This window comes from Citrobacter sp. GW821-FHT02E08, assembly GCF_059421685.1.
This window is the reverse complement of record NZ_JBWKVL010000008.1, coordinates 45,314-60,674: the sequence shown is the minus strand read 5'-3', so window position 1 is coordinate 60,674 and position 15,361 is coordinate 45,314. Positions and strand designations below refer to the sequence as shown.

The following is a 15,361-nucleotide window of genomic DNA, read 5'->3' as shown; positions in this document are numbered from 1 at the left end:
CGGTAGTACTTATGCCGGATGGCGATGCTCACGCATCTTATCCGGCCTACTGTTCGCATCCCCGTAGGCCTGATAAGCGTAGCGCCATCAGGCAAACCGGGATAGATGACTGCGGAAACGACTTAATGACACTAAACAATCACTCCGGCGTACAGCTGCGTATTCGCGGTAAAGTGCAGGGCGTCGGGTTTCGCCCCTTTGTCTGGCAACTGGCGCAGCAACTGCAACTGCACGGCGATGTCTGTAATGACGGCGATGGCGTCGTCGTTCGCCTGCTGGAAGAGCCCACCACGTTTATCGCTGAACTGCATCAGCATTGTCCGCCGCTGGCGCGTATCGACAGCGTTGAGAGCGAGCCTTTTGCCTGGTCGCAACGGCCTGCTGACTTCACCATTCGCCAAAGCGCGGGGGGAACGATGAACACGCAGATCGTCCCGGATGCCGCCACGTGCCCTGCCTGTCTGACTGAAATGTGTACGCCTGGCGAGCGGCGCTACCGTTACCCCTTTATCAACTGCACCCACTGCGGTCCGCGTTTCACCATTATTCGCGCCATGCCGTACGACCGCCCGTTTACCGTGATGGCGTCATTTCCGCTCTGTCCGCAATGCGACAAGGAGTACCGCGACCCGTATGACCGCCGCTTCCACGCGCAGCCTGTCGCGTGTCCGGCGTGCGGGCCACATCTTGCGTGGCGCTCTGCCGATGTGCAGGCAGAAAAAGAAGAGGCGTTGCAGGCGGCGGTAGCGATGCTGAAAGCCGGGGGTATTGTTGCCATCAAAGGGATTGGTGGTTTTCATCTGGCCTGCGATGCGCGCAACCGCGATGCGGTAGCAACGCTACGGGCGCGTAAGCATCGTCCGGCAAAACCGCTGGCGGTGATGTTGCCGACAGAAAAAGGTCTGCCGGAAGCGGCACGCCGTCTGCTGACCACGCCCGCCGCTCCGATTGTGCTGGTGGATAAACAGTTCGTTGATTCGCTCTGCGACGGCATTGCGCCCGGGCTTGCGGAAGTCGGCGTGATGCTGCCCGCCAATCCGTTACAGCATTTGCTGTTGCAGGAGGTGAACGGTCCGTTGGTGATGACCTCCGGCAATCTGAGTGGTAAACCTCCCGCTATTACCAACGCGCAGGCGCTGGACGATTTGCAGGCGATTGCCGACGGCTTCCTGTTGCATAATCGCGACATCGTGCAACGGATGGATGATTCCGTGGTGCGTGATAGTGGCGAAATGCTGCGCCGTTCACGGGGTTATGTGCCGGACGCGCTGGCGTTGCCGCCAGGTTTTCGCGACGTGCCACCGATGCTCTGCCTGGGAGCCGATCTCAAAAATACCTTCTGCCTGGTGCGTGGGGAACAGGCTGTCATTAGCCAGCATCTGGGCGATCTCAGCGATGATGGCATTCAACACCAGTGGCGTGATGCGCTGCGCCTGATCCAGAGCATTTATGACTTTACGCCGCAACGCATTGTCTGCGATGCGCATCCGGGGTATGTCTCCAGCCAATGGGCGAGTGAGATGAATCTGCCGACTGACATTGTGTTACACCATCATGCCCACGCGGCGGCGTGCATGGCCGAACACGGCTGGTCGCTGAACGGCGGCGATGTGATCGCCCTGACGCTGGACGGCATCGGGATGGGCGAAAACGGCGCGCTGTGGGGAGGCGAGTGTTTACGGGTTAATTATCGTGAATGTGAACACCTTGGTGGATTGCCCGCCGTGGCGCTTGCTGGCGGCGATCTCGCCGCGAAGCAACCCTGGCGTAACCTGTTAGCTCAGTGTCTGCGTTTTGTGCCCGACTGGCAGCGTTATCCGGAAACCGCCGACGTGCAGCGACAGAACTGGAACGTGCTGGCGCGGGCGATTGAGCGCGGGATTAATGCGCCGCTGGCTTCGTCATGTGGGCGTCTGTTTGATGCCGTTGCCGCCGCGTTAGGCTGTGCGCCAGCGTCGCTGAGCTATGAAGGGGAAGCAGCCTGTACGCTGGAAGCATTGGCTTCACAGTGTCAGGGCGTTGAACATCCGGTGACGATGCCATTGATCGGAAATCAACTGGATCTGGCGACCTTCTGGCAGCAGTGGCTGAACTGGCAGGCAACGCCCGGTGAACGCGCGTGGGCTTTTCACGATGCGCTGGCGCGAGGGTTTGCCGCCATGATGCGTGAACAGGCCGCCTCGCGCGGGATCACGACGCTGGTATTCAGCGGTGGGGTGATGCATAACCGCCTGCTGGCGTCGAGGCTGGCCTTTTATCTTGCTGATTTTACGCTGTTGTTCCCGCAGCAATTACCGGCGGGTGATGGCGGACTTTCTCTGGGGCAGGGGGTGATTGCCGCAGCGCGTGGGTTGAACAATCGTGATATGCCGGATGGCGACGCATAGCGTCTTATCCGGCCTACAACGTGCCATATGCCGTAGGCCGGATAAGGCGTAGCCGCCATCCGGCACAACGTCACTTACGCTGGCAGCGTTTTCAACAGGGTGAAAGCCTCCCTCATTCTGTCTTCACTGACCACGAAGGCGCATAACTGGCCTTCGTCGTTCATCCCTTTGGCAACCATCCCGTCAGCTTCTGCCACGATGTGCCAGTTCAGATCCTGACGCTGGGTTTCCCCGGCCAGATGTAACGGCAATTCCGGTGTTTTGATTTTCACGAGCATGGCGGGCAGCTTCAGCGGAACGTTGCCGCCGAGCAGGTTTTTCGCCAGGTACATTGCGCTGAGCTGAATCGGCTGCAGGAAAGGCAGTACCTGACCATTGATTTCCGCACAGTCACCGAGGGCATAAATGTCCGGATGACTGGTTTGCAGGTAGCTGTCCACACAAACGCCGCGATTGAGAGTTAAACCGGCGCGACGCCCCAGCGCCGTTTCCGGACGCAAGCCGGTGGCGGCGATCACCACGTCGACCTCAACACTGCGTTGGCGATCGAACGTTACACGTATCCCGGACGCCGTTTTCTCCAGCCCCTGAAGCTGTGATTTCAGCAACAGATGTACGCCCATCTCGGTCAGGCGATGCTGTAAGCGACTGCTCACTTCTGGCGGCATGAGTGAAGCAAGAATGCTGGCGGCATTATCAATTAACGTCACGGCTTTACCCGCCCGACAGAAATCCATCGCCAGCTCGCTGCCGATCAGACCACCGCCGACAATCAACACCCGGCGCGCATCGCGCAGTTGCGTTTCACACGCGCGGTACTCCTGCTGACTGTTCAGAGTGAGCATTAACTCACGCCCGGCAACAGGAGGAACAAAGGCTGAAGCGCCAGTCGCCAGTACCAGCTTGTCGTACGCCCACTGCATACCCTGACTTTTCACCACGTGTGCATCGGCATCAATGTCGGTGACCCAGGTGTGCGGGAACAGGCGTAAAGTAAACTGTTCGGCAAACTCCCCCGCCGACTGGCGGGTGAGGTCGTCAGCGCGCTGCGCCTGGCTGATAACGTGGCTGAGGTCGGGCTTGTTATATTCATCAATACTGTCAGCCGCAATCAGGGTTAACGGGATATCAGCATCCTGTTTACGGATGTTTTTGACTAACTGGCGGGCGGCGAAGCCCGAGCCAATAATGACAATTCCGTGGCTCATTTTGCCTCCGTTGCCAGTACGTCGAAGACCTCTTTCCCCAATGAACATTCCGGGCAGAGGAAGTTGTCCGGAACGTCGCTCCACGGTGTCCCCGGAGCAACATCCTGCAGAGGCTCACCTTTGACGGGATCGTAAATCCACTGGCATACGCTGCATTGCATGCAGGGGCCGAGGTCGGCTGCCGCTGCGGCGGCACAGGCGCACGCTTCTTCTTTGGCGGTCGCTGTGACATGGGCTTCCGGCAGCGGAGCGAGCGCCCACTGACGCGCAATCTCGCGACCGTGCTGACGGCACAGTTCCAGCGCATCCAGATCCGGGCGCCATTTGGCTTTCAGGCTCAATGACATTTCAAAACCGGCATCCTGCAAGCGGGTAGAGAGACGGTCAACCGCGCCGCCGCTCCAGCCGTGAGATCCAAAGGCGCTGGCACGTTTGTTACGAAAACGCAGACCGGTCATCTCTTCAACCAGACCGGCGATTTTCGGCATCATCACGTTGTTCATCGTGGAGGTGCCGACCAGCACCCCTTTGGAGCGGAAAACGTTGGTCAGAATTTCGTTTTTATCGCTGCGGGCGACGTTAAAGATTTTCACCGCCACGTTCGGATCCACTTCGTTAATGCCCTGAGCGATGGCGTCCGCCATCATGCGGGTATTGTTCGACATGGTGTCGTAGAAAAGAGTGATGCGGTCTTCCTGATAATCCGCCGCCCATTTCAGGTACATCTCAACGATCTGTGTTGGGTTGTCGCGCCAGACCACGCCGTGGGAGGTGGCAATCATATCGACCGGCAGATTAAAACCGAGGATTTCGGTGATTTTCGGCGTCACCAGGCGGCTGAACGGGGTCAGGATGTTGGCGTAATAGCGCTGGCACTGTTCGAACAGTTCGGTCTGATCCACTTCGTCATTGAACAGACGTTCATCGCAGTAGTGCTGACCAAAGGCGTCGTTACTGAACAGAACCGCATCGCCGGTCATATAGGTCATCATGCTGTCCGGCCAGTGCAGCATTGGGGTTTCGACGAAGATCAGCTGTTTGCCGTTGCCGATATCCAGTGAATCGCCGGTTTTCACCACGTTGAAATTCCACTCCGGATGGTGGTGATGGCCGGTGATAGAATCAATGGCATTCGCGGTGCAGTAGATTGGCGTATCCGGGATCTGCATCATCAGTTCGGTCAGCGCGCCGGCGTGGTCCTCTTCTGCGTGGTTGATGATGATGTAATCAATGTCTGCGAGGTCAATTTCACTGCGCAGGTTTTGCACGAATTCACGGCTGAACTTATGGTCGACGGTGTCGATCAGCACATTTTTTTCTTCACGGATGAGATAGCTGTTGTAGCTGCTGCCGCGCAGCGTTTTATATTCAGTCCCGTGAAAATCACGGACTTCCCAGTCACGTTGGCCAACCCAATGAATGTTATTTTTAACCAGAATAGACATAGCAACCTCAATGAATTCAGTGTTTTCCCAAAAAGATGTCTTTCTGATTGCAGGTTGCATGCCAACTTTTTAATATTTTGATTTTAAACAGTTTTTAAAATTATACTCCTAAATTAGTAGTCAAAATGACTATTAATAAAATGGTCAGTATGACAATATGAATGGTCAAAATGACAATGAGGGCGTTATGCGTTTTTCCGTTGATGTACTGGCGAGTATCGCCATTGAATTGCAACGCGGTATCGGCCATCAGGACAGATTTCAGCGCCTGATCACGACGCTTCGGCAGGTGCTGGAATGTGATGCCTCCGCATTGTTGCGCTACGAGGCGCGCCAGTTTATTCCGCTGGCGATTGATGGTCTGGCCCGCGATGTGCTCGGCAGACGCTTTACGCTGGAAGGGCATCCGCGTCTGGAGGCCATCGCCCGCGCCGGGGACGTGGTGCGCTTCCCGGCCGACAGTGATTTACCCGACCCCTATGACGGATTGATTCCAGGACAAGAGAGCCTGAAAGTCCACGCCTGTATTGGCCTGCCGCTGTTCGCCGGACAGAACCTGATTGGCGCGCTGACGCTCGACGGCATGGCGCCAGACCAGTTTGATGTTTTCAGTGATGAAGAACTGCGTCTGATTGCCGCGCTGGCGTCCGGGGCGCTGAGTAACGCGCTGCTGATTGAACAACTGGAAAGCCAGAATATGTCGCCGGGTTCATCCTCCGCGTTTGAGCCAGTGAAAGAGACGCAGATGATTGGCCTTTCGCCCAGCATGATGCAGTTAAAAAAAGAGATTGAGATTGTGGCGGGCTCTGACCTTAATGTGCTGATCAGCGGTGAGACGGGGACGGGTAAAGAGTTGGTGGCAAAAGCCATCCATGAAGGCTCGCCGCGTGCGGTGAATCCATTGGTCTATCTCAACTGCGCCGCGCTGCCGGAAAGCGTGGCGGAGAGTGAACTATTTGGTCATGTCAAAGGGGCGTTTACCGGGGCCATCAGCAACCGCAGCGGTAAGTTCGAAATGGCCGATAACGGCACCCTGTTTCTGGACGAGATTGGTGAACTGTCATTAGCGCTGCAGGCCAAGTTGCTGCGCGTATTACAGTACGGCGATATTCAGCGTGTTGGCGACGATCGTAGTCTGCGCGTTGATGTACGCGTACTGGCGGCGACCAACCGTGATCTGCGCGAAGAAGTCCTGGCCGGGCGTTTCAGGGCCGACCTGTTTCACCGTTTGAGCGTCTTCCCGCTTTCCGTACCGCCTCTGCGCGAGCGCGGTGAGGATGTGGTGTTGCTGGCGGGCTATTTTTGCGAGCAGTGCCGGCTGCGATTGGGGCTTTCACGCGTGGTGCTGAGTCCAGCCGCGCGCAGTCATCTGCTGAATTATGGCTGGCCAGGAAACGTGCGCGAACTGGAACATGCGATCCATCGTGCCGTGGTACTGGCGAGGGCAACGAAAGCAGGGGATGAAGTGGGGCTGGAAGCCACGCATTTTGCGTTACAGGACGCGTCGGTTATACCACCGCCGGAACCGACGACAGAATTGCCGCTCAATCAAAATCTGCGTGACGCGACGGAGCGTTTTCAGCGGGAGATGATCCGCCGGGCGCTGGCGCAAAATAATCATAACTGGGCGGCCAGCGCGCGGGCGCTTGAAACAGACGTCGCCAATCTGCACCGACTGGCGAAGCGTCTGGGACTCAAAGATTAGAGAATGCCTGCCTGATAAAAATCCTGCAGGTTAATGGCGCCGGTGAGTTTGCCGTTTTCATCCACCACCGGGGCGGCGGTAATTTTGCGCTTCATCAGGATCTCTTTGGCGTCAATGGCGCGGCTTTGTGCCTGTAGCGTGACGCCATTGTGGGTCATTGCGTCACTGACCGGCGTGGTGAGCGCGCCGCCGCCCACTAACCAGCGACGCAGGTCGCCGTCGGTAAATACGCCTTTCACATAGGCTTCATCGTCACAGACCGCGACCAGACCCAGCCCGGTTCGGCTCAATTCCAGCATCGCGTCCATTACGCTGGTGGCAAGCTGAACCTGAGGCACCGCATCGTCCCGACGCATCAGATGATGCACGTTATTCAGCAAACGCGCGCCCAATGCGCCAGCCGGATGGGAGCGGGCAAAATCTTCCTCGTTAAAACCGCGCGCCTGCATCACTGCCATCGCCAGCGCATCGCCCATCATCAGGGTGTTTACCGTGCTGGAGGTCGGCGCCAGATGCATCGGGCAGGCTTCACGTTCGACGGAGATATCCAGCACGGCTTTCGCCGCCAGACCCAGCGGGGAGGAGGGTTTTCCGGTCATCGCCAGCAGGGCGACCGATTTGTCTTCGAGGCGTGGAATGATGAGATCCAGCTCTTTCGCGCCGCCGGAATAGGAGATAAACAGCATGACGTCACGGCTTTCGATCATCCCCAGATCGCCGTGCAGCGCTTCCGCCGGGTGAACGAAAAAAGCCGGAGTGCCGGTGCTGGCGAGGGTTGCCGCAATTTTTTTGCCAATATGACCGGACTTGCCGATACCGGAGACAATCACCTTGCCTTCGCAGTGGATAATGGTATTCGCGGCGCGGACAAAATCATCGCCCAGACGCTCTGGCAGACGGCTCGCTTCCTGTAGCTCCAGCATTAATGTCTGACGACCCGCGTTCAGTAGTGCATCACTCATTGGTTTCTCCGGTTATGATCACTTCAATCCCTTTTGCCGATGATCAGGGACAACAAAAACTGCCGCTGTTCCCGCTTATTCACGCAATAGCAGTACGCGATGATAGTGCATTCAGAGGGGGGGAATCATAGAAAAGGATCATGTTGAAGAGGGATTCATCACTGGCGTGATAAAAGGAATCGCTATTTTTGCTGCTAAAAATAGGTAGCGATAGCGACTACCGCTTCCTTGTGCGGCGGAGGATGCTTTACCATACTTCACTCTGGCTGAATTTGTTTAATGGATGGCTCATGTTCAAGCGTCGTTATGTAGCATTACTTCCCCTTTGTGTGTTGTTGGCTGCCTGTAGCAGCAAACCGAAACCTTCAGAGACTCAAACGACAACGGGGACGCCGTCCGGCGGTTTCCTGCTTGAGCCCCAACACAACGTGATGCAGATGGGCGGCGATTTCGCCAATAACCCCAATGCGCAGCAGTTCATCGACAAAATGGTGAGCAAACACGGCTTCGACCGCCAACAGTTGCAGGAGATCCTGTCACAGGCCAAACGTCTGGATTACGTGCTGCGTCTGATGGACAGACAAGCCCCGACGGCTCAAGCGCCTACCGGACCTAACGGCGCATGGCTGCGCTATCGCAAGCAGTTCATCACCCCGGATAATGTGCAAAATGGCGTGGTGTTCTGGAATCAGTACGAAGATGCGCTGAATCGCGCATGGCAGGTTTATGGCGTACCGCCGGAGATCATCGTCGGGATTATCGGGGTTGAAACGCGCTGGGGGCGTGTGATGGGTAAAACGCGCATTCTGGATGCGCTGGCGACGCTGTCGTTCAACTACCCACGCCGGGCGGAGTACTTCTCCAGCGAGCTGGAAACCTTCTTACTGATGGCGCGTAACGAACAGGATGATCCGCTGAACCTGAAAGGTTCTTTTGCGGGCGCGATGGGTTACGGACAGTTTATGCCGTCCTCCTACAAAGAGTATGCGGTTGACTTCAACGGCGACGGTCATATTAACCTGTGGGATCCGGTCGATGCCATCGGTAGCGTTGCAAACTACTTTAAAGGACACGGTTGGGAGAAAGGCGATACGGTGGCGGTGATGGCTAACGGCCAGGCGCCAGGCCTTGCGAATGGCTTTAAAACCCAGTACAGCATCTCCCAACTTGCTGCTGCCGGGTTAACGCCGCAGCAGTCGCTGGGTAATCATCAAAATGCCAGCTTGTTGCGTCTTGATATCGGCACCGGCTACCAGTACTGGTACGGTTTACCGAACTTCTATGCCATTACCCGCTATAACCACAGCACCCATTATGCCATGGCGGTCTGGCAGCTTGGTCAGGCCGTCGCGCTGGCACGTGTGCAGTAATTCTCTTTTGCCGGATGGCGGCTTTGCCATATCTGGCCTACGGGGCTGAGTTCCTTTGTAGGTCGGATAAGATGCCTGAGCATCGTCATCCGGCGCTATTTTTAACGCGGTTAATCTATTTCCTGAATCCTCCTCGAAAAATCGTCACCTCATCCCCATCTCATTGAGGGAAGTGGTATCTTGTCCGGCATATTTTTTAACTGACAGAGGTCGGAATGACTGACAGTGAACTGATGCAGTTAAGTGAACGAGTGGGGCAGGCGTTAAAAACACGCGGCGCCACGGTAACGACAGCGGAATCCTGTACGGGCGGCTGGGTAGCGAAAGCCATTACCGATATTGCCGGGAGTTCCGCCTGGTTTGAACGCGGGTTTGTTACCTACAGCAATGAAGCAAAAGCGCAGATGATCGGCGTTCGCGAAGAGACGTTGGCCCAGCATGGCGCGGTCAGTGAACCCGTGGTGGTGGAAATGGCGATTGGCGCGCTGAAAGCCGCCAGAGCGCACTTCGCTGTCTCGATAAGCGGAATTGCCGGGCCCGACGGCGGTAGCGAAGAAAAACCCGTTGGTACGGTCTGGTTTGCCTTTGCCAGCGCCAGTGGCGAAGGGATTACGCGTCGGGAATGTTTCAGCGGCGACCGCGAGGCAGTGCGTCGTCAGGCGACGACTTACGCGCTGCAAACCCTCTGGCAACAATTTCTACAAAACACTTGATACTGTATGACCATACAGTATAATTGCGTCAACAGAACAGAATTCATTATCCGGTTTCATCCGGCATGACAGGAGTAATAATGGCTATCGACGAAAACAAACAGAAAGCGTTGGCGGCAGCACTGGGCCAGATCGAAAAGCAATTCGGTAAAGGCTCCATCATGCGCCTGGGTGAAGACCGTTCCATGGATGTGGAAACTATCTCCACCGGTTCGCTTTCACTGGATATCGCGCTGGGTGCTGGCGGTCTGCCGATGGGGCGTATCGTCGAAATTTACGGACCGGAATCTTCCGGTAAGACAACCCTGACGCTGCAGGTTATTGCCGCCGCGCAGCGTGAAGGTAAAACCTGTGCGTTTATCGATGCAGAACACGCACTGGACCCGGTTTATGCCCGTAAGCTGGGTGTCGACATTGACAACCTGCTGTGTTCTCAGCCGGATACCGGTGAGCAGGCGCTGGAAATCTGTGACGCGCTGGCGCGTTCGGGTGCGGTTGACGTTATCGTGGTCGACTCCGTTGCGGCGCTGACGCCGAAAGCGGAAATCGAAGGCGAAATTGGCGACTCTCACATGGGCCTCGCGGCACGTATGATGAGCCAGGCGATGCGTAAGCTGGCAGGTAACCTGAAACAGTCCAACACGCTGCTGATCTTCATCAACCAGATCCGTATGAAAATTGGCGTGATGTTCGGTAACCCGGAAACCACCACGGGTGGTAATGCGCTGAAATTCTACGCTTCTGTTCGTCTGGACATCCGTCGTATTGGCGCGGTGAAAGAGGGCGACAACGTGGTCGGTAGTGAGACCCGCGTGAAAGTCGTGAAGAACAAAATCGCAGCACCGTTTAAACAGGCTGAGTTCCAGATCCTCTACGGTGAAGGCATCAACTTCTATGGCGAACTGGTTGACCTGGGCGTGAAAGAGAAGCTGATCGAGAAAGCGGGCGCCTGGTACAGCTATAACGGCGAGAAGATCGGTCAGGGCAAAGCGAATGCGACGAACTGGCTGAAAGAGAATCCGGCGACGGCGAAAGAAATCGAGAAGAAAGTACGCGAACTGCTGCTGAACAACCAGAATTCAACGCCAGATTTCTCCGTTGATGATGGCGCAAACGTTGCGGAAACCAACGAAGATTTTTAATCGTTAACCGTGTCTGATGGTGACGCTCTGGCGTTTTTATCCGGCTTATAATCAGAGGGCTGCATTTATGCGGCCCTTTTTGCATTTTATTTTTCGAAGGTTGTTATGAGCGAATCTACACCGCGCCGACCCGCTTATTCCCGTCTGTTAGACCGTGCAGTTCGTATTCTGGCGGTACGTGACCACAGTGAACAAGAGTTGCGTCGTAAGCTCTCAGCACCGGTGATGGGTAAAAATGGGCCGGAAGAAATCGACGCGACCGCAGAGGACTATGAACGGGTTATCGCCTGGTGCTATGAACACCAATATCTTGATGACAATCGGTTTGTCGTTCGCTTTATCGCCAGCCGTAGCCGCAAAGGTTATGGTCCGGCACGGATACGCCAGGAATTGAATCAGAAGGGTATTGCGCGTGAAGCAACGGAAAAGGCCATGCGTGAATGCGAGGTTGACTGGTTTGAGCGCGCGCGCGACCAGGCCTTTCGAAAATACGGCGATCCACTGCCGACAGACTTTTCAGAAAAGGTAAAGGTTCAGCGTTTCTTGCTCTATCGTGGCTACCTGATGGAAGATATTCAGGATATATGGCGAAATTTTGATGATTGAGCACATACGGGATTTTACTTCCCCGTAAAGAAAACTTATCTTATTCCCACTTTTTTCCGTTCGGGCGAGGGTTGTTTTAGGATGACCGCCGTCTGCGACGAATATTCCTTAAATACACAAAATCATTCAAGTCGCATCAAGGCGGCAAGTGAGTGAATCCTCAGGGCTTACTGGAGTAAGTGACTGGGGTGAACAAGCGCAGCCACCGCAGAGGCGGTTTGAAGGATGAAGTGTAGATTGATTTCAGGATAATTATGAGCAAGAGCACCGCTGAGATCCGTCAGGCGTTTCTCGACTTTTTCCATAGTAAGGGACATCAGGTAGTTGCTAGCAGCTCTCTGGTTCCAAACAATGACCCAACTTTGTTGTTTACCAACGCCGGGATGAACCAGTTCAAGGATGTTTTCCTTGGGCTCGACAAGCGTAATTATTCCCGCGCAACAACCTCACAGCGTTGCGTGCGTGCGGGTGGTAAACACAACGATCTGGAAAACGTCGGTTACACTGCACGTCACCATACTTTCTTCGAAATGCTGGGTAACTTCAGCTTCGGCGACTACTTCAAACACGACGCGATCCAATATGCGTGGGAGCTTCTGACCGGTGAAAACTGGTTTGCCCTGCCAAAAGATCGCCTGTGGGTGACCGTCTACGAAACCGACGATCAAGCCTTTGAAATCTGGGAAAAAGAAGTCGGCATTCCGCGCGAACGTATCATCCGCATTGGTGATAACAAAGGTGGAGCGTATGCGTCTGACAACTTCTGGCAGATGGGCGACACTGGTCCTTGCGGCCCGTGCACCGAGATTTTCTATGACCACGGCGACCACATCTGGGGCGGCCCTCCGGGAAGCGCGGAAGAAGATGGCGATCGCTACATTGAGATCTGGAACATCGTCTTCATGCAGTTCAACCGTCAGGCTGACGGCACCATGGAACCACTGCCGAAACCTTCTGTGGACACCGGTATGGGGCTGGAACGTATTGCGGCTGTGCTGCAACACGTTAACTCCAACTATGAAATTGACCTGTTCAGCTCGTTGATTAAGGCCGTGGCGAAAGTCACTGGCGCGACTGACCTCAACAACAAGTCGCTGCGCGTAATCGCTGACCACATTCGTTCCTGCGCATTCCTGATTGCCGATGGCGTTGTTCCGTCGAACGAAAACCGTGGCTATGTGCTGCGTCGTATCATTCGTCGTGCGGTTCGTCACGGCAACATGCTGGGCGCGAAAGAGACCTTCTTCTACAAGCTGGTTGGTCCGCTGGTTGAGGTGATGGGATCTGCCGGTGAAGAGCTGAAGCGTCAGCAGGCTCAGGTTGAACAAGTTCTGAAAACCGAAGAAGAGCAGTTTGCCCGCACGCTGGAGCGTGGTCTGGCGCTGCTGGATGACGAACTGGCGAAGCTGACCGGCGACACGCTGGATGGCGAAACGGCTTTCCGTCTGTATGACACCTACGGCTTCCCGGTTGACCTGACGGCGGACGTTTGCCGTGAGCGCAACATCAAAGTTGATGAAGCAGGATTTGAAGCCGCCATGGAAGAACAGCGCCGTCGTGCGCGTGAGGCCAGCGGTTTTGGCGCGGACTACAATGCGATGATTCGCGTTGATGGCGCGTCAGAGTTTAAAGGCTATGACCATCTGGAACTGAACGGCAAGGTCACCGCGCTGTTCGTTGATGGTAAAGCGGTAGATGTGATTAATGTAGGGCAGGAAGCGGTTGTCGTGCTGGATCAGACGCCGTTTTACGCTGAATCCGGCGGTCAGGTTGGCGATAAAGGCGAACTGAAAGGCGCAGGCTTCGCATTTGCGGTGAGCGACACGCAGAAATACGGCCAGGCGATTGGTCATGTCGGTAAGCTGTCTGCGGGTTCTCTGAAAGTGGGCGACGCCGTGCAGGCCGATGTGGATGATGTGCGCCGCGCGCGTATTCGTCTGAACCACTCCGCAACGCACCTGATGCATGCGGCATTACGTCAGATTCTGGGCACGCATGTGGCGCAGAAAGGTTCTCTGGTTAACGATAAAGTTCTGCGTTTCGACTTCTCCCATAATGAGGCCATGAAACCGTCAGAAATCCGTGCCGTGGAAGACCTGGTGAACGCGCAGATTCGTCGCAACCTGCCAGTTGAAACCGATGTCATGGATCTGGACGCTGCAAAAGCGAAAGGGGCAATGGCGCTGTTTGGCGAGAAGTATGACGATCGCGTTCGCGTACTGAGCATGGGCGATTTCTCCACCGAGCTGTGCGGCGGTACGCACGCCAGCCGTACCGGGGATATTGGCCTGTTCCGTATTGTTTCTGAGTCCGGTACTGCGGCAGGTGTTCGCCGTATTGAAGCGGTCACCGGTGAAGGTGCAATCGCGACTCTGCATGCGGAAAGCGATCGCTTAAACGATATTGCGCAACTGCTGAAAGGCGATAGTCAGAATCTGGGTGACAAGGTTCGTTCTGTACTGGAACGTACGCGTCAGCTTGAAAAAGAGTTACAGCAGTTGAAGGAACAGGCTGCGGCGCAGGAGAGTGCGAATCTTTCCAGCAATGCTGTCGATATCAACGGCGTGAAGCTGCTGGTCAGTGAGCTGGCGGGTGTTGAACCGAAAATGCTGCGTACCATGGTTGATGATCTGAAAAATCAACTGGGGTCGACGGTTATCGTTTTAGCAACGGTAGATGAAGGTAAGGTTTCTCTGATTGCGGGCGTGTCTAAGGATGTGACCGACCGTGTGAAAGCCGGAGAACTGGTAGGTATGGTCGCTCAGCAGGTGGGCGGTAAAGGCGGTGGTCGTCCGGACATGGCGCAAGCCGGTGGTACGGATGCTGCGGCTCTGCCTGCAGCGTTAGCCAGTGTGAAAGGCTGGGTCAGCGCAAAACTGTAATAACTATAAGCGTTAGCGAGCGCCGTAGATCTGGGTTTACGGCGTTTGCATCAACGCTATCGACAACGATAAAGTCAGGTTGAAGTTGTGTATATCGGCTAAACTTAGGTTTAACAGAATGTGATGCCGTGACTGCTTACACTAAGGTGTTTGTCATCGCTTACTTTTTGGCGTTATATGATGGATAATGCCGGGATACAGAGAGACCCGACTCTTTTAATCTTTCAAGGAGCAAAGAATGCTGATTCTGACTCGTCGAGTTGGTGAGACCCTCATGATTGGAGATGAGGTCACCGTGACAGTTTTAGGGGTGAAGGGCAACCAGGTACGCATTGGCGTAAACGCCCCGAAAGAAGTCTCTGTCCATCGTGAAGAGATCTACCAGCGTATCCAGGCTGAAAAATCCCAGCAGTCCAGTTACTAAGGTTTCCGCGTCTCATCTCGTTCGGTGAGGCGCAACCTGATTCCCGCTCTAAACCCTCTTTTTTATCCCATCAGCTCCATTTTCTTATTCTGCCTCTGTGTTTGTTGACCGACTTTTCCGTTCGCCTCGTTTTTTTGTTCCTCATTGATGCGTGTTAAACACCGATTTGTTTGTTGATAAAACACTCTTTTTGCCGTTTTTGCAGACTAATTGCGCGTGAAGTGTGCAAACGATAAAAGTGCAGGAAAAATTGTTTGACTTATAAGTCCCAGAAAGTAATATGTGCGCCACGCAGCGACGAAGAGCTTTTAACGAGTTCTCCGAAGCACTCGCAAGAGGCGTTTGGTGAGGTGGCCGAGAGGCTGAAGGCGCTCCCCTGCTAAGGGAGTATGCGGTCAAAAGCTGCATCCGGGGTTCGAATCCCCGCCTCACCGCCATTTGCATCCGTAGCTCAGCTGGATAGAGTACTCGGCTACGAACCGAGCGGTCGGAGGTTCGAATCCTCCCGGATGCACCA

Annotated in this window: 11 protein-coding genes and 2 tRNA genes; 10 read left to right on the top strand and 3 right to left on the bottom strand. The window is 55.2% G+C overall.

Going from position 1 to position 15,361, the window contains the following annotated elements:
• Nucleotides 1-125 precede the first annotated feature (125 nt).
• Nucleotides 126-2,387, top strand: coding sequence for a carbamoyltransferase HypF (gene hypF, locus AC07UY_RS12240; protein WP_494701260.1), 2,262 nt, complete (start codon nucleotides 126-128; stop codon nucleotides 2,385-2,387).
• Between the two features lie 74 nt (nucleotides 2,388-2,461).
• Here hypF and norW read toward each other — a convergent pair whose 3' ends face one another.
• On the bottom strand, nucleotides 2,462-3,595 hold the full coding sequence (norW, locus tag AC07UY_RS12235; RefSeq protein ID WP_494701261.1) for an NADH:flavorubredoxin reductase NorW: 1,134 nt from the start codon (nucleotides 3,593-3,595) through the stop codon (nucleotides 2,462-2,464).
• On the bottom strand, nucleotides 3,592-5,040 hold the full coding sequence (norV, locus tag AC07UY_RS12230) for an anaerobic nitric oxide reductase flavorubredoxin (RefSeq protein WP_494701262.1): 1,449 nt from the start codon (nucleotides 5,038-5,040) through the stop codon (nucleotides 3,592-3,594). Before norV ends, norW begins: the two co-directional genes overlap by 4 nt.
• Nucleotides 5,041-5,227: 187 nt before the next feature.
• Between norV and norR the strand changes: the two genes are divergently transcribed.
• On the top strand, nucleotides 5,228-6,745 hold the full coding sequence (norR, locus tag AC07UY_RS12225; protein ID WP_494701263.1) for a nitric oxide reductase transcriptional regulator NorR: 1,518 nt from the start codon (nucleotides 5,228-5,230) through the stop codon (nucleotides 6,743-6,745).
• On the opposite strand, the gene gutQ is transcribed toward norR, so the two are convergent.
• Nucleotides 6,742-7,707: an arabinose-5-phosphate isomerase GutQ gene (gene gutQ / locus AC07UY_RS12220; protein WP_192613209.1), complete on the bottom strand. Its 966-nt coding sequence runs from the start codon at nucleotides 7,705-7,707 to the stop codon at nucleotides 6,742-6,744. The genes norR and gutQ overlap by 4 nt on opposite strands.
• Before the next feature lie 290 nt (nucleotides 7,708-7,997).
• On the opposite strand from gutQ, the gene mltB reads away from it, so the two are divergent.
• The 8 genes from mltB (at nucleotide 7,998) to AC07UY_RS12180 (ending at nucleotide 15,361) form a co-directional block, all read left to right on the top strand.
• Nucleotides 7,998-9,077, top strand: coding sequence for a lytic murein transglycosylase B (gene mltB, locus AC07UY_RS12215; RefSeq protein ID WP_494701264.1), 1,080 nt, complete (start codon nucleotides 7,998-8,000; stop codon nucleotides 9,075-9,077).
• A gap of 215 nt (nucleotides 9,078-9,292) precedes the next feature.
• Nucleotides 9,293-9,790, top strand: a complete 498-nt coding sequence (gene pncC / locus AC07UY_RS12210) for a nicotinamide-nucleotide amidase (protein WP_494660850.1) — start codon at nucleotides 9,293-9,295, stop codon at nucleotides 9,788-9,790.
• An 80-nt stretch (nucleotides 9,791-9,870) separates the two neighbouring features.
• Nucleotides 9,871-10,932: a recombinase RecA gene (gene recA, locus AC07UY_RS12205; RefSeq protein WP_494660851.1), complete on the top strand. Its 1,062-nt coding sequence runs from the start codon at nucleotides 9,871-9,873 to the stop codon at nucleotides 10,930-10,932.
• Nucleotides 10,933-11,037: 105 nt separating this feature from the next.
• A complete protein-coding gene (recX, locus tag AC07UY_RS12200) occupies nucleotides 11,038-11,538 on the top strand; it encodes a recombination regulator RecX (protein WP_494660852.1) in 501 nt (166 codons plus the stop codon).
• 254 nt (nucleotides 11,539-11,792) lie between these two features.
• Nucleotides 11,793-14,420 (top strand): alanine--tRNA ligase, encoded by a 2,628-nt coding sequence (gene alaS / locus AC07UY_RS12195; protein ID WP_494701265.1) that lies wholly within the window; start codon nucleotides 11,793-11,795, stop codon nucleotides 14,418-14,420.
• Between the two features lie 238 nt (nucleotides 14,421-14,658).
• Complete coding sequence (csrA, locus tag AC07UY_RS12190) at nucleotides 14,659-14,844, top strand: carbon storage regulator CsrA (protein ID WP_000906486.1); 186 nt, start codon at nucleotides 14,659-14,661, stop codon at nucleotides 14,842-14,844.
• 344 nt (nucleotides 14,845-15,188) lie between these two features.
• Nucleotides 15,189-15,281: transfer RNA gene (locus tag AC07UY_RS12185), tRNA-Ser, on the top strand.
• 3 nt (nucleotides 15,282-15,284) lie between these two features.
• A tRNA-Arg gene (locus AC07UY_RS12180) sits at nucleotides 15,285-15,361 on the top strand.